The following is a 19,161-nucleotide window of genomic DNA, read 5'->3' on the forward strand; positions in this document are numbered from 1 at the left end:
ATGATCGAAGTCACGGGCCTGTTGGGCCTGATCATTCTCATTCTCGATGTCTACGCCATCGTGAAGACCGTCCAGAGCAGTGCGAGCACCGGGGCCAAGGTGGGGTGGATCGTGGTGATCCTGCTGCTGCCCGTGCTGGGCCTGCTGATCTGGTTGTTCCTGGGGCCGAAGGACTAGGGCGCCCGGTCGCGCCGCCAGGCCAGTTCCACGAACAGGCTGCGCTCGCGCCCGGGGAAATAGCGGTATTGGCCGAAGGCGAAATCCGCGCGCTCGGCGTAGGCGGCGTCGGTCAGGTTATGGACCCGCAGGCTGACCGAGAACTCGCGGGCGAGGGGCCGGCTCAGGCGCAGGTGCAGCAGGTCATGCCCGTCATAACGCGCGGTGTTGGCGGCGTTCAGCCAGTACGCGCCCATGTTGAGCCACTCCAGTTCCGCCGCCCAGTGCCAGGGAGACTGCCAGAGCAGCCGTGTGCTGCCGAAACGACGGGGCGAGCCGTCGGTCTCGTTGCCGGACACGATGATTTCGCCGCGGCCGACGTCCCGATCGAAGCGCCAGCTGTGCCGGGCGAATGACTGGTCGGTCTGCAGGCTCAGGCCGTAACCGGGCTCCCAGCGCAACGATACTTCCGCGCCGACGTGCCGGGTGCGGCCGTCGGCCACGTTGAAGCCGTCGCCGTCGCGGAAGATGTAGTTGTCCTTCTCCATGGCGTAGGCGGTCAGCTCCCAGGCCAGTCCGCTGCCGTAGCCCCGCCAGCCCAGTTCCAGGCTGTCGATGGTCTCGCTGCGCAGGTCCGCCACGGCCTGGCCGCGCTGGAGGCGGTACAGCTCGGTGGCCTGCGGGGCCCGGAAGCCGCGGCGCAACGCCACCCAGGCCAGCTGGCCGGGTTGCAGGCGCCAGCCGAGGCTGAGCTTCGGGGCCAGGTTGGTGAAACTGTCCTGGCGGTCCGCCGGTCGCGTGTAGAGGCAGCCGCCGGGGCACTCGGTGCCGTCGTCCCGCGTGTTGCCGGCCAGCATGCGGTTGTCGTAGTCGTAGGCCAGCCGCTCGGCCCGCAGCCCGAGGCCCAGCGACCAGTCCGGGGCCAGCTCGCGCTCCCAGTGCACCCAGGGGGCGATGCTCCAGGCCCGGACGCGGTAGTCGTAGTGCAGGCCGGCGGGGCGCGTGGCGGCCACCGGTGGCGGCAGGCCTGTGGTCGGGCCGTCCTGGAACTGCTGCAGCGTGCCTTCGGCCAGCTCGAAGTCGAGCCCGTAGTGTAGCCGGCCGGTGGCCGCGTCGGCCGCGGCGGTGAGCTGCACGCCGCCGCTGACCTGGCCGTTCTCCTCCAGCGGCTGGCCGGGGAGGAAATGCTGCAGGAACTCCATCTGGCTGGCGCGGACGTAGGGCCTGATTTCCAGGCTGCGGCCGCCGGCTGCGTGGCGCCAGGCCCACCATGCCCGCAGGCTGTCGGCATCGCGGAAAGCCTCGGGATTGGGATTCGAACGCGCCAGCTCGGGATCGCGATAAGCCTCGAAGCCGGTGATATAGCCGGCGGTCTCCTGCCGCAGGATGGAGCCCGAGATGGCGGCGGCACGCTCGGTAGCGCCGTCGCGTGCCAGCCACGAGGCGTTCAGCTTGAGCTGCTCGTGGCCGGTGTCGTCGCGCCAGCCATCGTCGCGCATGAGCATGCCGTTGAGCTGGACCCCGCGCTGCCCGTCCCAGGCGCCGCTGCCGAAGCGGCCGCGCAGGTAGCCGTCCGGCCCGGCGTCGACGGCGGCTGCGTCGCGGCCTGTCGCGGGGGTCGGCATCAGCACGTTGATGGTCCCGTGCAGGGCGTTGGAGCCGTACAGGGCGCTGCCGGGCCCGCGCACCACCTCGATCGCGCGGGCCTGCTCGAAGTTGAGCTCGAACAGCTGGTTGACGTTGCAGAAGCCCGCCGGACGGGACGGCAGCCCGTCCTCCATGACCAGGAAGGCGCCGCAGGCACCGGCGCCCGTCAGCACCGGCGAGCGGATCGCCACCAGGCTCTCCTGGCCGCTGTTCAGCGTCACCCAGGTCCCGGGAGAGCGCCAGAAGATCTCGGAGGCATGGCGCGGCGCGACGGTCTCGAGCGACGCCTCGTCGATCAGCGCCACGTTGCCCGGGGTCGCGAGCACCGGCTCGGCCGAGCGCGTCGCGGTCACCGTCACGGGCTCGAGCTCGGTGGCAGCCGCGAGCGAACTGCCGAGCAGCGCCGCGAGCAGCAAGCTCAGGCGGACGGGGCGAGCGCAGCCAGTCGGGCCGCGAGTTCCTGGGGGATGGGAGCCTTGCACTTGTTCCGATAATCGTAAGAGACGATGCGCCCGCTGCCTTCGGCCGCCAGGCGCTGGTAACGATGGCTGTAGACGCGGTAATGCATCATGAACTCGTCCGCCTCGATCGTGCCGATGCGGGCCGCGGCGGTGACGGTGTCCGGGTATTCCAGGGGCAGCCGGAAGCGGCAGTCGGTCGCCGCGAGGATCGGTCCGAGTCCGGAGCTGGCCGTCAGCGCCATGTAGTCGACGGCTTCGAAGCAGGCGATGCGGGCCGATTCGAAGTAGCGGAAATAGACCACGTTGTTGACGTGGCCGAAGGCGTCCATATCGCCCCAGGCGACCGGGATTTCGACCCGGACCGGAAAGCCCTCGAGCGCCTCAGCTGCCATCGTCCGTCCCCCGGTTGACGCGCTCCAGCACGAAGCTCGGCCGGTCGCCGTTGCGATAGTAGGTGAACTGCTGCTGCAGCTGCGCCAGCTTGGCCTCCCGCGCCGCCTCGCTGGCGAACCACTGGTACTGCTCCCAGTCGTCGCCCAGCAGGGGCCGCATGGGGTCCTGCTCCGGCAGGCTGAGCCGGATGCCCCAGGCCTTGGGCGCGTCCGGCAGGGGGCGGCTGCGGTTGTGCTCGTGACAGGCGGCGGTCATGGCGGCTTCCAGCGATGGTCCGGCCGACTATTATTCGCGGCCGGCGCGTCACATGCCACCCCGCCGCCACTTGGCGGCCCGGCAGCGGTCGCGGACAATGGCCGGCATGGAGGAATCCAGCCAGACGCCCGGCGACGGGCCCGGGCCCGCTCCGGCACGACCCGCCGGCCGGCGGGACGGGGGCTTCTTCGTCGCCGGCGGCCCGGTAGGGCCGGACCGCGCCTGCTACGTGGTGCGGGGAGCCGACCGCCAGCTGCTCGACCGGCTGCTGGCGGGCGACTATTGCCACGTCATCGCCCCGCGCTACTCCGGCAAGACGAGCCTCGCCGCCAACGTGGCCCGGCGGCTGCGGGAGGCGGGTGGCCAGGCGGCCGTCGTGGACTTGTCCCAGCTCGGCAGCCGCGACGGTTCCACGGAGGTAGGACGCTGGTATTACGGCCTGGCGTACCGCATCGTGCGCGACCTGCGCCTGAAACTGGACCTGCAGCGCTGGTGGCAGGATCATCTCCCGCTGCCGCCCGCGCAGCGTCTCGCCGAGTTCTTCTGGGAAGCGGTCATCCGGGGCACCGAGGGCCCGCTGGCGATCTTCCTGGACGAGATCGAGAGCGTCGAGCAGGCGGACTACGCGGCCGAGCTGTTCCGGGTCGTGCGGGCCTGCTTCGACGCCCGCGCGGCCGAGCCGGAGTACGGGCGGCTCAGCTTCGTGCTGCTCGGCACGGCGTTGCCGGCGGGTGCCGCGGCACGCGCCAGCGAGGCCGTCACCGAGATCAGCAGCCGCATCGAGCTGCAGGACTTCCAGTTCGAGCAGGCGCGCAACCTGGCCCCGGGGCTCGGGCTGCCGGCGGGGGATGCCGAGCGTGCCCTGTACCGGGTCATGTACTGGACTTCCGGCCATCCCTACCTGACCCAGCGGCTGTGCCAGGCCATCGCCCGCAACACCGGCCCGGCCTGTTCGGACGAGGTGGTGGACGAGCTCGTGCGGTCGCGCTTCCTCGGCCGCAACACGGTGCGGACGGAGGCCAGCATGAGCCGCGTGCTGGACGGCCTGGACCGGGCCGGCAAGCTGGCGCGCCCGGCGCTGCGGCTCTATCGCCGCATCCATCGCGGCCGCCGGCTGCGCCACGACCCCGACAACCCCAAGCACGAATTACTGCGGGTCTGCGGCCTCGCCACCCTCGGGCCGGACCGCCGCCTGGCGGTACGCAACCGCATCTACGCCGAGGTCTTTTCGGGCCGCTGGGCGCGCGAAGCCCTGCCCGTGGAATGGGGCCGGATCGCGCGCGTCGCGGCCGTGCTCGCGCTGGTCGTCGGCGCCGGCTGGAGTTACGTCGAGGTGTTGCCGAGGCCCTACGTGGAGACCCTCAAGGTGGCGTCGGTCGAGCTCGACGAGGCGCGACGGGCCTGGCAGGCCCTGGGCCGGTTGCCGGGCTTCGGTGCCCGGGCGGACCGGCTGTTCGCCCGGGTACTCATCCGGCGCAGCCGGCTGGCCGACGACTGGGCCGTGGTCGCCGAGGCCGACGACCTGCTCCGATCCTTGCCGGGCTTCGCCTCGCGGGCCGATGCGCTGCAGGTGGAATTCTGGGAGCGGCGCGCGGCAGCGGCGGAGGCGGCCGAGCGGCGCGACGAGGCGCTGCTCTACCGCCTGCGCGCCTATGAGGCCGGGCCAACCGCTGACGCCGGCCGGGCTGCGGCGCTGGCCGGCGGCGACTACGGGTCGCTGCTGGCCGTCATCCGCGCTGCCGGGCCGGTGGCGGCCGTCGCCATGGACCCGGCGGACGGCGCGCTGGTCACCCTGGGCAGCGGCAACGTCCTGCAGCGTTGGGACGCTGATACCGGCGTCGCGCTGGACCAGCTGGAGCTGCTGGCGGAAGAGTTCCTGCCGGTGCGTCGTCGCCTTGGGATCGATGCCCCGGGGCCGGTTGCCGCCGTGCGGCTGGAACTGGAGATCGAGCACGAGGATCCGGCCCGCCTGCAGGCTCGCCTGGCGGCGCCTTCGGGCCGCAGCATGGCGTTGTCCCTGGCGGCAGCGGCCCGGGACGAGGTCTCACTCGTCCTGGGCGAGCGCCAGGCCGCCGGCCTGCGGGAGTTCCGCGGTGAGGAGGCGCTGGGGACCTGGACGCTGGAGCTCGAGGATCGGCAGGCGGGACGCCCCGGGACCCTGGTCGCATGGCGCCTGCGCCTGTCGGCCGCCAGCGGGCACCAGGCCGAGGATCGCCCCGAGAATCCCTTGCCGATCGACCCGCCGGGCCGGACCTCCGCCGTCATCGCGGCACTTGCGCCGGGCGGCGTGCGCGCCGCGACCGCCCCGGCCGACGCGGCGGTGGGCGGGCGTCTCGAGGGGTGGGATGCCCGCACCGGCGCCGGCCTGTTCGCGCTGGCGCTGGCAGCCGGCGAACGCGCCCTGGAGTTCCTGCCCAACGGCGGTCTCCTGCTGGTGGAGCGGCGCGGATCTCGACAGCGCTTCCAGGTCCTGGACGGCGCGGACGGAACCGTCCTGTTCGCCCGTGAGTACTCGACGCCGCTCGGCGCCGGCCCTGCGGCCGCGCCGGACGGGCGCTTCCTGGCCGTCGTCGAGACCGAGCCAAGAGTGGCCCGGGTACTGGAGCTCGAGACCGGCCGCAACGTGTTCCAGCTGGCGCTGGCCGGCGAGGCGACGGCCGTGGCGGTGGCGCCGGGGGGGCTGCTGTTCGCGGCCGCCGACGGCGACGGCTTCATTCGGCTCTGGCACACCACCGACGGTGCCCTGGCGGCCGAGCTTCGGGGCGGCGCGCCGGCGACTGGCCTGGCCTTCGATCCAGCGGGCCGCTGGCTCGTGGCCGTCGACGCGGCCGGGCGCCTGCAGGCCTGGGATGTTGCGGCAGCGGCCCAGGCGCCGGCACTGGTGCGTCCGGACAGCGACGGCCGCTTCAGCCTGGCGGCCGGTGGCGGCCGGCTGCTGGCGCTCGATGCCGGGCGCGGCCTCGAATACTGGAACCTGGGGGCCGGCGCCGCGCTCGCGCCCGTATTGCGCGACGGCGGGCTGCGCGGGCCGGCTGCAGCCGGGCGGGCTTACGCCTTGCGGATCGAGGACGGCCGCGTGGTCAGCGGCCTGGGCAGTCGCGTGTTGCGCGTCTGGCAGCCCCGCCCGGCGGCCGATCCACTGGCCCTGCCGCGATTGCCGCAGCTGGTCGCGCTGGCGCCTTCGGGCCTGCGGGCGGCGGCCGGGACCAGCGACGGCCGCGTCGTGGTGCGCTTGCGCGACCCGGAGTCGCGGCACCTGCATTTCGCCACCCTGACGGGCGCCGAGACCCGCCACGGCGACGGCGTGGCCGGCCTCGCCTTCGCCGCGGACGGACATCGCCTGGCCAGCGCCGGCGGCGACGGCAGCGTGCTGTTGTGGGACGCGCGTGACGGACGCCTGCTGGGCGTGCCGCTGCAGCACGGCCTCGGCGAGCTGGCCGGGCTGGAACTGGCGGCCGACGGCCGCACCCTGGTCACGGCGGGAGCGCGAGGGGCGCGGAGCTGGAACGCGGAGACGGGGGCGCCCGGGCCCATGCTGGGCCCCGGGCGTGCCGTGAGCGCCGTGGGGCTGGATGACGCCGGTACCCGCGTGTTCACGGGGACGCCGGCCGGCCTGGTGGAACGTTGGGACCTCGACAGCGGCGAGCGGCTGTGGTTCGCCGCGCTGGATGCGCCGGTGGGACGCATCGCCGTGAACGGTGACGGCAGCCGGGTGGCGGCGGCGAGTCCGACCGGCCTGGTTGGCGCCTGGGGGCTGGACGGGGGCGCGCGGCGCGCTACCGTGCTGCTCGCCGCGCCGGTGCTGGAGGTCCGGTTCTCGCCGGACGGGGAAACCCTGCTCGCCCAGACTGCGGGTTGGCTGCACCGCCTCGGCATTGTCGACGGCCGCCTGGAAGTGCTCGGCAGCCGCCTGCTGCCGGCCTCGGTGGCGCCCGGCGCCTGGCGCAGCGCCAATGCGCGGGGCAGCCGCGTGACCGTCGTGGGCGGTCCCCGCGCCGAGGCCATGGCCGTGCTCGACTTCGAGCGCCCGGCGCCGCCCGCCGAGGACTGGCGGCCGGCGCTCGAATCCTGGCAGCGGCGCCTGCACCTCTATTTCGACGCCGCCGGCGACCTGGTGGAGGAGCGGCCGATCGAGGCGGCGGTCCAATAATGTGAACCAGCGCCGCTTGCGGGCAGGTGCGGCGGACTAGACTCGTCCCCGGAACAGTGAGGACGATGCTCATGAAACCTGTGCTTGCCCTGATCCTGTGCACGTTCGTCGTGCTGGCCTCCGGCTGCGAGGAGAAGCGGCCTATCACTGTGGCCGAGTTCATGGAGAACGAGGCGGCGCTCTACGGCACCCTGGCGCGCTGCGACCGGGAGCCGGGTTCGGTCGACCCGCAGGAATGCCAGAACGCCCGCACGGCCGGGGAGCGGATTGCCACCATCGAGGAACGCCTGCTGCGCCAGGCGCGCAACGAGGCTTTCGAGGCGGCCCGGGCGGAATACCGGGCGCGCCTGGATCGCGAGCGCGAACTGCGGCTGAAAGCCGAGGCGGAGGCCGAGGACGCGCGGCTGCGGGCCCTGCTCCACGCCGAGCCGCAAGCAGACGCGCGCGAGATCCCGCGGCCGGAATAAGGCCGCCGCCGAGGCCGCCTAGTGGTGATGTCCCGGCTGGTGCTGCTCCGTGGCCGGCATGGCGTGCCCGCCATGGCCGCCACCGGCCAGCTTCTGCAGCGGCGTCACCATCGTCCAGGCGCCGAACAGCACCAGTAACCACCCGAGCAGCCGGCGGCGCCGCGCCGTGAGCAAGGTGCCGCTGCGTCCGGAGGCCCAGGTCACGCCGATCATGGCCGGCGCGGTGCCGAGGCCGAACACCGCCATGAACAGCGCGCCTTCGGCGGCCCCGCCCGTGCCGGCGGCGGCGGCCAGCATCCCGTAGACCAGGCCGCACGGCAGCCAGCCCCACAAGGCGCCGAGCGCCAGCGCCTGGCCGGCGTGCCGGGGCGGCACGAAACGGCGGGCCAGCGGCGCGAGCCGCTGCCAGAGCCGGGCGCCGGCGGCCTCCAGCGGGGCCAGCACGCGCAGGTTGATCGCCACCTGCAGCCCGAGCAGCACCAATACCGCTCCCATCAGCAGCCGCAGCCAGGGGCCCAGGCCCATGGCGCCCGCCAGGCCGGCCCCGATGGCCCCGGCGATGGCGCCCGCCATGGCGTAGCTGGCAATCCTGCCGGCGCTGTAGGACACCGCCATCGCCGGCCGGCCGCCGCCGGCCATGCCCAGGGCACCGGCGATGCCGCCGCACATGCCGAGACAGTGCACGCTGCCCACCAGGCCGCCCAGTAACGCTGCCGCCAGGCCGGTTTCCATCAGGGTCATGGCTCTTTCTCCTCGGGGTCGGGCCCTGCGGCGTCCGGCGCCTCGCCGGATGCCGGCGGGCGCGAGTCGTCGTCCAGGAGGATTCTCCAGGCGGGGCTGTCGAGGTCGTCGAACTGGCCGCTGTTCACGGCCCAGAAAAAGGCCCAGACCGCCCCGATCACGATCAGGATCCCCATCGGGATCATCAGGTACAGGATGCTCATGCGCCGGCCGCTCCGGTCAGCGCCGGCGGGACGGGTGCGGCGACGCTCCGGGGCGGGCGCGACAGCCGCAGGGCATTGAGCACCACCAGCAGCGAACTGGCCGACATGCCGATGGCCGCCATCCAGGGCGCGATCAAGCCCGCCGCCGCCAGCGGCAGGGCGATGGTGTTGTAACCCGCCGCCCAGGCCAGGTTCTGGCGCACGATGCCGAGCGTGCGGCGGGCCTGCAGCAGGCCCTCCGCCAGCGGTCCCAGCGACTCGCCGAGCAGCACCATGTCGGCGCTGGTCTGGGCCAGCGGCGTGCCGCCGGCCATGGCCACGGACACGTCCGCGCCAGCCAGGACCGGCGCGTCGTTCACCCCGTCGCCGACCATTACCACCGCTTCGCCCGCCTGCTGGCGCTGCCGCAGCAGGGCCAGCTTGTCCTCGGGCGTCATGCCCGCCTGCCAGCGCTCGATGCCGACGGCGGCGGCCACGTGCGCCACCGCTTCGGGCGTGTCGCCGCTGGCGATCTCGGTCGCCAGGCCGAGCGCCGCGAGTTCGGCGACCTGCTCGCGCGCGCCCCGCCGGAGGCGGTCGGCCAGCCGGAACACGGCCCGCACCGCGCCCTCGTCGGCCAGGCACACCACGGTATCGTCGCCATGCAGCGCCGGCGCGGCGACGCCGGGCAGCGCCGCGGCCCAGTCCGGCTTGCCCAGGCGCCAGCGCCGCCCGTCCACCGTGCCCTCGATGCCGCAGCCCGGCGCCACCTTGACCTCGGCGGCGGGGCCCGCCGGGTGCGCCATGGCGAAGGCGCGCGCGATGGGATGTTCCGAGACCGACTCCAGCGCCGCAGCGACGGCGAGGGCCCGCTCGGACGACAGGTCATCGAGCGGCTCGACCGCCGTGATGCGCAGCTGGCCGAGCGTGAGCGTGCCGGTCTTGTCGAGGATCACCCGGCGCGCCCGGGCGAGGCGCTCGATGGCGCCCGCGCGGGTGACCAGCAGCCCGCGCCGGGCGAGCAGGCCGGTGGCGGCGGTGAGCGCGGCCGGCGTCGCGATGGAGAGGGCGCAGGGACAGGTCACCACCAGCACCGCCAGCGTGATCTCGAAGGCGCGGGCGGGATCGATGGCGTGCCACGCGAACCAGGTCAGGGCGGCGGCGCTCAGCACCCCGACCACGAACCAGCGCGCGACGCGGTCCGCGGCGGCCGCGATCGGCGTGCGCTCCGCCTGGGCCCGATCGAGCAGGCGCCCGATGTTGGAGACCAGGGTCTCGCTGCCGGTGCGCTCGACTTCCAGCTCGAGCGGGTCGCCGAGGTTGATGCTGCCGGCCAGCGCCGGCTCCCCGCGATTGCGGCGGCGCGGCCGGGACTCGCCGGTCAGCATGGCCTCGTCCAGCCGGGTGCCGTCCTGCAGCAGGCGCCCGTCGGCCGGCAGCGTCTCGCCGTGCCGGACCGAGACGACATTGCCGACCCGCAACTCGCGCAGTGCCACGGTCTCCCAGCTGCCGTCGGCCGCGCGCCGCCGGGCAGCCTCGGGCAGGAGGCGCGCCAGCGCTTCCTGGGTGTCGCCGGCGTGGTGGCGGGCGCTCATCTCCAGGTAGCGTGCCAGCGAGAGGAAGAAGACGAACATCGTCACCGAGTCGAAGTACACCTCGCCCTGGCCGGACCAGGTGTGGAGGACGCTCGCCGACCAGGCTGCGCCGACGGCAAGCGCCACCGGCACGTCCATCCCCGGCCGGCCCGAGCGCAGGTCGCGCCAGGCCCCGGCGAAGAAGGGCCGGCCTGAATACAGCGCCACCGGCGTGGCCACCAGCAGGCTGACCCAGCGGAACAGCTGCTCGAGGCCGGGATCCATGTCCTGGAAGGCGCCGACATACAGCGCCACCGCATACATCATCACCTGCATCATGCCGATGCCGGCCACGCCGAGACGGCGCAGGGCGGCGCGGCGCTCCCGGAGCGCCATCTCGCTCGCCCCGACGCTGCCGGGATGGGGCTTGTAGCCCAGGCGGGAGAGCACGCCCAGCGCGCCGCTCAAGGGCAGCTTCTCCGGGTTCCAGACCAGCCGCGCCCGTGCCGTGGCCGGGTTGACGCGGATCTCCCGCACGCCCGGGACCTGTTCGAGGCTGCGCTCGATCAGCCAGCCGCAGGCGGCGCAGCGCACGCCCTCGACCAGCATGGTGCAGCTGCGCAGGCCGTCGCCGGCCGGGGCACTTACTGCCTGGAGCATCTCGGGCCGATCGAAGGGTTGCCACGGCAGCTCCGGCGCCGCGCTGAGGGCAGCCTCGGCCGGCCGGCCGGCGGGCAGGGTGCGGAACCGGTAGAAATCGGCCAGCCCGCTCTCGCGGATCAGCTCTGCCACGGCCTTGCAGCCGGGACAGCAGACCCGGTGCGCCTCACCCTCGATCTGGACGAACCAGGGTTCGGTGCCGGAGAGCGGCTCGCCGCAATGGAAGCAGCTGGCCTCGCTCACGATGTCTCAGGGGGTCGCCGGCGGCGCCAGCCGCAGCTCGGCTTCGCCGGCCACTTCGCCGGACAGCCGCCAGCTGCCGTCGCTGGGGTAGAGCTGGACATACCAGCGCCCCTCGAGGGGCGGCAGGCTGCCGCTCCAGCCGGCGGGCGTGCGCACCAGCTCGACGACGTGGTCGCGCTCGGCCACCAGCGGGTGGGACAGGCGGAGCTGCAGGCCCTCGGGCTCCACCGTGGCGGGCCACAGTTCCAGTTCCACCAGGTCCGCACCCGGGACGAAGCGGATGTTTGCTTCGACGTCCAGGGCCGCTGCCGCCAGGTCGCGCTCGCGGCGCAGCTCGGTGCTGCGATTGATCCGCGAGTAGTCGTCCACGACCATGGGATTGGGCGAGCGCGTGGCGAGCCAGATAGTGAACATGCTCGCCGCCACTACGCTCGCCGGCAGTGCGATCAGGAACCACGGCCAGAACTGCCGGTACCAGGGGGGCGGCGCGTCGTCGCGATGCCTCAGGTGATCCATCAGCGTCCTCCCGGCGGGCCGGCCGGGCCGATCAGGCGGGTTTCCCGCCGGATGGTCTCGGGTACCGCGCCCACCGCCTCGACGGTCACCGTGACCTCGGCGCCGCCCGGGGGCAGCGCCGCGACGGGGGCCTGGATGCGCATCGGCACGCGGCGCACCTCGCCGGGATCCGAGGTGATCGGCAGCGGGAGGTCGAAGTCGAGCGCCACGCCCTCGATGCCGCTGGCGGAGACGCGATACTCGCGCGGCGTCTCGGTCTTGTTGACGAAGGTGATGGTGTAGACGTTCTCCACCAGCCCGCCGGGGAGTTCCCGGTAGAGGCTGTTGCGATCGCGAATGACGTCGACGATCAGGGTGCTGCGGTTGCTCAGCGCGACGCCGAAGCCGATCAGGAGCGCCAGCAGCAGGATACCGTAGACCATTACGCGCGGGCGCAGCACGCGCATGGGCCGCTGCTCTTCCATGGCGTTGTGGGAGGTGTAGCGCACCAGCCCGCGGGGGTAGTTCATCTTGTCCATGACGTCGTCGCAGACGTCGATGCAGGCCGCGCAGGCGATGCACTCGTACTGCAGGCCGTCGCGGATATCGATGCCGGTGGGGCAGACCTGGACGCACATGTTGCAGTCGATACAGTCGCCGAGCCCGGCGGCCCGCGGGTCCACCGAGCGCTTGCGCCCGCCGCGCGGCTCGCCGCGCCGCTCGTCGTAGGAAATGACCAGCGTGTCCTGGTCGAACATCGCGCTCTGGAAGCGCGCGTAGGGACACATGTACTTGCACACCTGTTCCCGCAGCAGCCCGGCGTTGCCGTAGGTGGCGAAGCCGTAGAACAGGATCCAGAAGGTCTCCCAGGGGCCCGTGGAGAGGCTCATCACCTTGGCGCCGAGCTCGGTGGCCGGCGTGAAGTAGGCGACGAAGGTGAATCCCGTCCAGAGCGAGAAAGTGATCCAGAGAAACTGCTTGGAGCTCTTGCGCAGGACTTTCTCCCGCGTCCAGGGGCCCCGGTCCAGCTTGCGGCGCTGCGAATGGTTCCCCTCGGTGAGTCGCTCCATCCACAGGAAGATCTCGGTCCATACCGTCTGGGGGCAGGCATAGCCGCACCACAGCCGCCCGGCGATGGCCGTGACGAAGAACAGGGTCAGCGCGGCCATGATCAGCAGCCAGGACATGAAGAAGAAGTCCTGCGGCCAGAAGGTCAGGCCGAAGATGTAGAACTTGCGGCCCGGCAGGTCGAACAGCACGGCCTGGCGGCCTTCCCAGCTGATCCAGGGCAGCACGTAATAGATGCCGAGCAGCACCCAGACCGCGAGGTTGCGCAGGGAGGCATAACGCCCCTTGACCTCGCGCGGGTAGATCTTTTCGTGGGCGACGTAGAAAGACTCGGGCGCGCCGCCGCCGGCGCTGCCCTGGGCCTGGGCGTTCATCAGTATTCCTCTGGTTCCCGCGCCGCAGCCGGCCGGGCACGACGGCGCAGCAGGCCGCGCCGCCGGTGGGTGTTCTGACCGCCGGCACGGCGCCGCGTTCCGCCGCCGCCGTTGCGGCCTTCGGTCCGTACCAGCCACAGCACGAAGGCCCCGGTCGCCGCGGCCAGCAGCCAGAAGCCGAAAAAGCCGAGGGCGTAGCCGGCCTGGCGCCCGATTTCCCACTGCAGCGTGTTGTTGCCTGACAGCACCTCCGGATCCACCGCGGCGAAGAACACCGCGCTGGCCGCGCAGGCCATCAGGAAGGAAGCCCACGCCACGTAGGCGATGTCCCGCTGGCGGCGGCGCCACGGCCGCGGCCGGTCCAGTTCGGAATCGTAGCGGCTGCCCGTGGAAGCGGGGGCCATCGTCGTACCTCCTAGTCGCCCAGCTGGCCCGAGATCCGCAGCACGTAGGCCGCCATCAGCCTGCTCTGCAGCTCGCCCAGCACCGGCAGCTGCCCCGGCATGTTGTTCTCGCGTCCGCGGGTGATGGTGGCGGCGATGGCGGCGCGATCGGCGCCGTACAGCCACGCGCTGTCCGTGAGGTCCGGCGCCCCCAGCGCGGTCATGCCGGTGCCGTCCATGCCGTGGCAGGCGCCGCAGACGGGGAACAGCGGCGCTGCGGCCGCGGCCGCAGCGGCGTCATGTTCCAGCCCGGCCAGGCTGCGTACGTACTCGACCATCTGCGCCACGCCCTGCTCGCCGCCGAGCGAATCCACCATCGGCGGCATCACCCCGGTGCGGCCGTCCCTGATGCTGGCCAGGACGGCCGTCGGGTCACGCCCCCACAGCCAGGCGTCGTCCCGCAGGTTCGGAAAGCCGGGCGCGCCGCGGGCGTCCGAGCCGTGGCACATGGCACAGCGATTGCCGAAGATATTGGCGGCCGCCGACATGGCGTCGGGATCCGCCGCCAGCTGCGCCAGGTCCATCTCGGCGAAGCGGCTGAAAAAGGCCTGCTGGCGCTCGTCCATGCGTTCTCTTTCGGCCTCGTACTGGCCGGTCTGGGACCAACCGAGCACGCCCTGGAAATTCCCCAGGCCGGGGAACAGCACCAGGTAGATGATCGAGAAGCCCACCGTCAGATAGAACAGCCACAGCCACCAGCGCGGCAGCGGGTTGTTGTATTCCTTCAGGTCGCCGTCCCAGACGTGCCCGGTGGTTTCGGTGGCCTTTTCCTCGGCCGTCATCCGCGAGGTCCACCACAACAGCCAGACCGCGCCGATGATGTTGGCCACGGTCAGCAGGATGATCCATCCGCTCCAGAAACTGCTCATCGCGATTCCCCATTCTCACGCGTGCTGTGCGCGCCGCGGTCGTCCTCTTCCAGAGGGAGCTGCGCGGCTTCCTTGAAGTCCTGCTGCCGTTTGCGGCTCCAGGCCCAGGCCACGATGCCGATGAACGCCGCCATCAGGAGCAGCGTCCAGACGATGTGCCAGCTGTCCCCGCTCATGGCTCAGCGACCCCGGCCCAGGTTGGTCCCCAGGCCCTGCAGGTAGGCGATGATCGCGTCCATCTCGGTCTTGCCGGACAGGGCGGCATTGACGCCGGCGATCTCCTCGTCCGAGTAGGGATGCCCCAGCTTGCGCAGCGCCAGCATGCGCTTCTCCACGGCCCGCGCGTTCACCTCGTTGTGCTCGAGCCAGGGGTAGGGCGGCATGTTGGACTCGGGCACCACGATGCGCGGGTTGCGCAGGTGCAGGCGGTGCCACTCGTCGCTGTACAGGCCGCCGACGCGCGCCAGGTCGGGCCCGGTGCGCTTGGAGCCGAACTGGAACGGCCGGTCGTAGACGGATTCGCCGGCCAGCGAGTAATGGCCGTAGCGCTCCGTCTCCGCGCGGAAGGGCCGGATCATCTGGGAGTGGCAGCCGTAACAGCCCTCGCGGATGTAGATGTCCCGCCCCGCCAGCTGCAGCGGTTCGTAGGGTTCGATGCCGGGCGCCGGGTCGCGCACCTGGGAATCGAAGATCAGCGGGACGATTTCGACCAGGCCGCCGATGCTGATGACGATCACCACCAGCACTGCCATGAGGCCGACTTTTCTCTCGATGATTTCGTGCTTCACGCCAGTCTCCCCCTAGTGTGCCGGCGCCATGACGGGCTCTTCGGCGGCCTTGGCGCCGCGAATGGTCCGCCAGACATTGACGCACATGATCAGCATGCCGCCCAGGAACAGGGCGCCGCCCAGCAGGCGGACCCCGTAGAAGGGATAGGAACGGGCGATACTCTCGATGAACGTGTAGGTGAGCGTCCCGTCCTCGTTGACCGCGCGCCACATCAGGCCCTGCATCACGCCGGCCATCCACATCGAGGCGATGTAGAGCACGACGCCGATGGTGGAGACCCAGAAGTGCACGTCGATCAGCTTGATGCTGTACATCTGTTCCTTGCCGAACAGGCGCGGCACCAGCATGTAGACCGAGCCGATGGAGATCATGGCCACCCAGCCCAGCGCCCCGGAGTGCACGTGGCCGATGGTCCAGTCGGTGTAGTGCGACAGCGCGTTCACGGTCTTGATCGACATCATCGGCCCCTCGAAGGTCGACATGCCGTAGAACGACAGGGACACGATGAGGAACTTCAGGATCGGGTCGGTGCGCAGCTTATGCCAGGCGCCCGACAGGGTCATGATGCCGTTGATCATGCCGCCCCACGACGGCGCCAGCAGCATCAGCGAGAACACCATGCCCAGCGTCTGCGCCCAGTCGGGCAGGGTGGTGTAGTGCAGGTGATGCGGGCCGGCCCACATATAGAGGGAGATCAGCGCCCAGAAGTGCACCACCGACAGCCGGTAGGAATAGATCGGCCGGCCCGCCTGCTTGGGCACGAAGTAGTACATCATGCCGAGGAAGCCGGCCGTCAGGAAGAAGCCCACCGCGTTGTGTCCGTACCACCACTGCACCATGGCGTCGACCACGCCCGAGTACACGGGGTAGGAGTGCAGCATGCTCGTCGGCAGCGCCAGGCTGTTGACGATGTGCAGCACCGCGACCGTGAGGATGAAGGCCGCGAAGAACCAGTTCGCCACGTAGATGTGCTTCACCTTGCGGATCGCGATGGTGCCGAAGAACACGATGGCGTAGGCCACCCATACCGCGGTGATCAGCAAATCGATGGGCCAGATCAGCTCGGCGTATTCCTTGCCCTGGGTCAGCCCCAGCGGCAGGGTGATGGCGGCGAGGACGATCACCACCTGCCAGCCCCAGAAGGTAAAGGCCGCCAGGCCGCCGCCAAAGAGCCGGGCGTGGCAGGTGCGCTGGACGACGTAGTACGAGGTCGCGAAGAGCGCGCAGCCGCCGAAGGCGAAGATCACGGCGTTGGTGTGCAGCGGCCGCAGCCGGCCGTAGCTCAGCCACGGGATGTCGAAGTTCAGGGCGGGCCACAGGAGCTGCGCCGCGATGATCACTCCTACCAGCATCCCGACCACGCCCCAGACGATGGTCATGATGGTGAACTGGCGGACGACCTTGTCGTTATAGGCGGTTGCTGTCGTCATAGTCCTCTACCGGCTGCCGGAGATAAACGGGCCGCGAGAGCGCGGCCCGGGCTCAAGAAACTCGTAGGTTTACGGCGGACGCAAAGAGCCGCGCATCGCGCGGCTCGCGGGTCGCCGGGGCGGCGCTGTGCGGCCGCGGCCACGCGCCATGGACGGCGCGGAGGGGCTGGCTCCGCGCCGGCCGCATCAGAAGCGATAGCCCAGGTGGATGCCGTAGACCACCGGGTCGATGTTCACATCGCCCGTGATGGCCGGCACTTCGGTGATGGTCGCCGTAGTGTCGATGTCGATGTAGCGGACATCGAAGTTCAGGAACCACTGGTCGGTTACCATGTAATCGAAGCCGAGCTGGGCCGCGAGGCCGAACGAGGAGCTGTCGATGTCCAGCGTCACGCCGAGCGGATCGACCAGCACGCCCTTCTCCGACTCGCTGAAGAAGCGGGTGTAGTTCACGCCGATGCCGGCGTAGGGCTGGAACACGCTGTCGGGCATGAAGTGGTACTGCAGGCTGATCGTCGGCGGCAGGTGCTTCACGCTGCCGACCAGGCCCAGGGTCTCGACGAAGATGTCGTGCTCGAAGGGCAGGGCGGCGAGGACCTCGACGCCGATGTTCTTCGTGTACATGTAGGTGAAGTTGAAAGTCACGCCGGTCTTGTCGTCGACCTGGATCTGGCGGGGGCCGTCACCGAGGGCGGTGAGGTCGAGGCTGCCGTTATCGCTCTTGGGATCGACGGCGCTGGCGCCGAAGCGGACCAGCCAGTCGCCGGCTTCGTGGGCGGAGGCCGGGGCAACGAGGCCGAGGGCCGCTGTCAGGGCAAGGGCTGGGGCTAGCGTGCGCATGTGGTTACTCCCATGCTTTGTCGTTGAATTTAAATGGGATTCTAGCCAGTTAAGGAATCTGTTAATTGATCTGGATCAATTCTGGCCACGGCGCCGCTGAGGGTAAATAAGTGGTTTCACCAAGCCGCCGCATCCAAGTCTTTGTTTAGAATCCCTTCTGTACCCTCAATAAGGACTGCCGGTGCCGCCTCCTGATCATTCCAATGTCGTGAGCATCACCCACCTGCGGCAGACCTGCCGTAGCTGCTCCCTGCGCGAGCTGTGCCTGCCGCTCGGCCTGGACAACGACGACATGCAGAAACTCGAGGACATCGTGCACAGCCGCGGGCCGATCCGTCCCGGTGAGCACCTGTTTCGCGAGGGCGACAGTTTCCACGCGTTGTACGCCGTCAAGACCGGGGCGCTGAAGACTTACACCATCGACAACCAGGGCCGTGAGCACGTGCTGGGCTTCCACCTCGGCGGCGAGCTGGTCGGCCTCGACGGGATTCACTCGGGCCACAATCGCTGCAACGCGGTCGCGTTGCAGAACGCAACCGTCTGCGCCGTGCCGTTCAGCCGCCTGGAGCAGCTGAGCCGGGAGGTGCCGGGGCTGCAGGCGCAGATCCTGCGCGTGATGAGCCGGGAGATTTCGGCCAGCGCCCAGCTGGCGACCGAGCACAGCGCGGACGAGCGTCTGGCGGGCTTCCTGCTGAGCCTCTCGCGCCGATTCCGGCGCCGGGGCCTGGTGGCCAACCTGATCACCCTGCCCATGCCGCGCCGGGACATCGCCAGCCATCTCCGCCTTGCGACCGAGACCGTCAGCCGGCTGTTCGCGCGCTTCCAGGAAGAGGGCCTGGTCGCGGTCCGCCGGCGCGACGTCGAAATTCTCGATCTCCCCGCGCTTGAGAAGCTGGGCGAGGCGCTGGACCTCGATGGCGACGGCCGGTCGCGCCGCAGCCCGCAGACGAGGTGACCGCCTTGAGCAACAGCGCAGCGCCCGTACTCGTGGTGGTGGACCGCGCTGACGAGGAAGGCTATGCGCTGGCGCGCGGCCGGCGGCTGGCGCAGGCGCTCGATGCGCCGCTGGAACTGTTCGCGGTGGAGTTCGACCAGGCCATGGAGGGCAGCCATTTCCGCGTGACCGAGCGGCTGGAAGCGGCCCGGTCCGCCCGCGTCGACGCCAGCGGGGCCTGGCTGGAATCCCTTGCCCGGCCGCTGCGGGCGGAAGGCCTGCAGGTCGGCGTGGCCGCGGTGTACGCCAACCCGCCGCACGACGCGGTGACCCGGCGCGCGCTTGCCACCCGGGCGCTGGTCACCGTCCTCCGCACGCAACACCACCGCTGGCTGGCCCGCGCGACCTTGAGCGCGGCCGACTGGCAGCTCATCCGGCTCTGCCCCGCGCCACTGCTGCTGGCCAAGGGCCGCCCCTGGCCCGAGCAGCCGCACCTGCTCGCGGCGGTGGATCCGAGTCACCGGGACGATCGCCACGCGCTGCTCGACCATGCGATCCTCGATCTCGTGCAACGCCTGGCCGGCGGGCTGGGCGCACAAGCGAGCGTGGCCCATTGCGTGCTGTCGATGGCGGCCCTGGAATCCACCGCGGCGCTGGCGATGATGCCCGAGGCCCTGGGGGCCGCGCCGGAGGACTATGCCGCCGAACTGCACCGGCAGGCGCGCGAGAACGTGCTCGCCCTGCTGGCGCGCCACGGCATGGCGGCCAGCAGCCTGCGGCTGCTCGAGGGCCGGCCCGAACGCGAGCTGCCGCGGCTCGCCGCCGAGCTCGGCGCGGACGTCCTGGTCACCGGCGGCATCTCGCGCAGTCGCGTCGAACAGGTCTTCATCGGCGGCACGGCCGAGCGCCTGCTCGACCATGTCGATTGCGACCTGCTGGTGGTCAAGCCGCCCGGATTCACCTGTCCGCTGGCCTGAACCCCCGCTGCTG

General features: G+C 71.2%; 19 protein-coding genes. 5 read left to right on the forward strand and 14 right to left on the reverse strand.

All coding sequences use genetic code 11. The features are described from left to right. On the forward strand, positions 1-177 hold the full coding sequence (locus G6N75_RS11975; protein WP_165348595.1) for a PLDc N-terminal domain-containing protein: 177 nt from the start codon (positions 1-3) through the stop codon (positions 175-177). On the opposite strand, the gene G6N75_RS11980 is transcribed toward G6N75_RS11975, so the two are convergent. From G6N75_RS11980 to G6N75_RS11990, 3 genes are read right to left on the reverse strand one after another with little or no spacing between them, the layout of a single operon-like run. Then, the gene (locus tag G6N75_RS11980; RefSeq protein ID WP_165348596.1) at positions 174-2,219 is read right to left on the reverse strand and encodes a TonB-dependent receptor; all 2,046 of its coding nucleotides are present in this window, start codon (positions 2,217-2,219) and stop codon (positions 174-176) included. The two genes, G6N75_RS11975 and G6N75_RS11980, sit on opposite strands and share 4 nt — an antisense overlap. 2 nt (positions 2,220-2,221) lie before the next feature. Further along, positions 2,222-2,656, reverse strand: coding sequence for an acyl-CoA thioesterase (locus G6N75_RS11985; RefSeq protein ID WP_165348597.1), 435 nt, complete (start codon positions 2,654-2,656; stop codon positions 2,222-2,224). After that, on the reverse strand, positions 2,646-2,912 hold the full coding sequence (locus tag G6N75_RS11990; protein ID WP_165348598.1) for a hypothetical protein: 267 nt from the start codon (positions 2,910-2,912) through the stop codon (positions 2,646-2,648). The genes G6N75_RS11985 and G6N75_RS11990 overlap by 11 nt, the downstream gene beginning before the upstream one ends. A gap of 106 nt (positions 2,913-3,018) precedes the next feature. On the opposite strand from G6N75_RS11990, the gene G6N75_RS11995 reads away from it, so the two are divergent. Continuing rightward, positions 3,019-7,062 carry an AAA-like domain-containing protein gene (locus tag G6N75_RS11995; protein ID WP_165348599.1) on the forward strand — a complete coding sequence of 1,348 codons (4,044 nt, stop codon included), beginning with the start codon at positions 3,019-3,021 and terminating at the stop codon, positions 7,060-7,062. 71 nt (positions 7,063-7,133) lie between these two features. Beyond that, positions 7,134-7,529 (forward strand): EexN family lipoprotein, encoded by a 396-nt coding sequence (locus G6N75_RS12000; protein WP_165348600.1) that lies wholly within the window; start codon positions 7,134-7,136, stop codon positions 7,527-7,529. 18 nt (positions 7,530-7,547) lie between these two features. Here the strand turns inward: G6N75_RS12000 and G6N75_RS12005 are convergent, their stop codons facing one another. The 11 genes from G6N75_RS12005 to G6N75_RS12055 form a co-directional block, all read right to left on the reverse strand. After that, complete coding sequence (locus G6N75_RS12005; RefSeq protein ID WP_240901104.1) at positions 7,548-8,270, reverse strand: sulfite exporter TauE/SafE family protein; 723 nt, start codon at positions 8,268-8,270, stop codon at positions 7,548-7,550. Then, positions 8,267-8,473, reverse strand: coding sequence for a cbb3-type cytochrome oxidase assembly protein CcoS (gene ccoS / locus G6N75_RS12010; protein ID WP_165348601.1), 207 nt, complete (start codon positions 8,471-8,473; stop codon positions 8,267-8,269). Before ccoS ends, G6N75_RS12005 begins: the two co-directional genes overlap by 4 nt. Beyond that, positions 8,470-10,929 (reverse strand): heavy metal translocating P-type ATPase, encoded by a 2,460-nt coding sequence (locus tag G6N75_RS12015; RefSeq protein WP_165348602.1) that lies wholly within the window; start codon positions 10,927-10,929, stop codon positions 8,470-8,472. Before G6N75_RS12015 ends, ccoS begins: the two co-directional genes overlap by 4 nt. Positions 10,930-10,935: 6 nt before the next feature. After that, positions 10,936-11,445, reverse strand: a complete 510-nt coding sequence (locus G6N75_RS12020) for a FixH family protein (RefSeq protein WP_165348603.1) — start codon at positions 11,443-11,445, stop codon at positions 10,936-10,938. Further along, on the reverse strand, positions 11,445-12,866 hold the full coding sequence (gene ccoG / locus G6N75_RS12025) for a cytochrome c oxidase accessory protein CcoG (protein WP_165348604.1): 1,422 nt from the start codon (positions 12,864-12,866) through the stop codon (positions 11,445-11,447). The genes G6N75_RS12020 and ccoG overlap by 1 nt, the downstream gene beginning before the upstream one ends. Next, a complete protein-coding gene (locus G6N75_RS15145; protein ID WP_206203098.1) occupies positions 12,866-13,270 on the reverse strand; it encodes a hypothetical protein in 405 nt (134 codons plus the stop codon). Before G6N75_RS15145 ends, ccoG begins: the two co-directional genes overlap by 1 nt. An 11-nt stretch (positions 13,271-13,281) precedes the next feature. Next, positions 13,282-14,178, reverse strand: coding sequence for a cytochrome-c oxidase, cbb3-type subunit III (ccoP, locus tag G6N75_RS12035; RefSeq protein WP_165348605.1), 897 nt, complete (start codon positions 14,176-14,178; stop codon positions 13,282-13,284). Further along, positions 14,175-14,354, reverse strand: a complete 180-nt coding sequence (locus tag G6N75_RS12040; protein ID WP_165348606.1) for a cbb3-type cytochrome c oxidase subunit 3 — start codon at positions 14,352-14,354, stop codon at positions 14,175-14,177. The genes ccoP and G6N75_RS12040 overlap by 4 nt, the downstream gene beginning before the upstream one ends. 3 nt (positions 14,355-14,357) lie before the next feature. Then, a complete protein-coding gene (gene ccoO, locus G6N75_RS12045; protein WP_165348607.1) occupies positions 14,358-14,966 on the reverse strand; it encodes a cytochrome-c oxidase, cbb3-type subunit II in 609 nt (202 codons plus the stop codon). A gap of 12 nt (positions 14,967-14,978) precedes the next feature. Beyond that, on the reverse strand, positions 14,979-16,397 hold the full coding sequence (gene ccoN / locus G6N75_RS12050) for a cytochrome-c oxidase, cbb3-type subunit I (protein WP_165348608.1): 1,419 nt from the start codon (positions 16,395-16,397) through the stop codon (positions 14,979-14,981). A gap of 186 nt (positions 16,398-16,583) precedes the next feature. Then, positions 16,584-17,237: an OmpW family outer membrane protein gene (locus G6N75_RS12055; RefSeq protein WP_165348609.1), complete on the reverse strand. Its 654-nt coding sequence runs from the start codon at positions 17,235-17,237 to the stop codon at positions 16,584-16,586. Between the two features lie 208 nt (positions 17,238-17,445). Here G6N75_RS12055 and G6N75_RS12060 point away from each other — a divergent pair, with 208 nt between their 5' ends. Next, positions 17,446-18,192, forward strand: coding sequence for a helix-turn-helix domain-containing protein (locus G6N75_RS12060; protein WP_346765531.1), 747 nt, complete (start codon positions 17,446-17,448; stop codon positions 18,190-18,192). Positions 18,193-18,197: 5 nt separating this feature from the next. Further along, complete coding sequence (locus G6N75_RS12065; RefSeq protein WP_165348610.1) at positions 18,198-19,148, forward strand: universal stress protein; 951 nt, start codon at positions 18,198-18,200, stop codon at positions 19,146-19,148. Positions 19,149-19,161 lie beyond the last annotated feature (13 nt).

It is taken from the genome of Thioalkalivibrio sp. XN8 (assembly GCF_011058255.1).
In the GTDB taxonomy this organism is placed as follows: domain Bacteria; phylum Pseudomonadota; class Gammaproteobacteria; order Steroidobacterales; family XN24; genus XN24.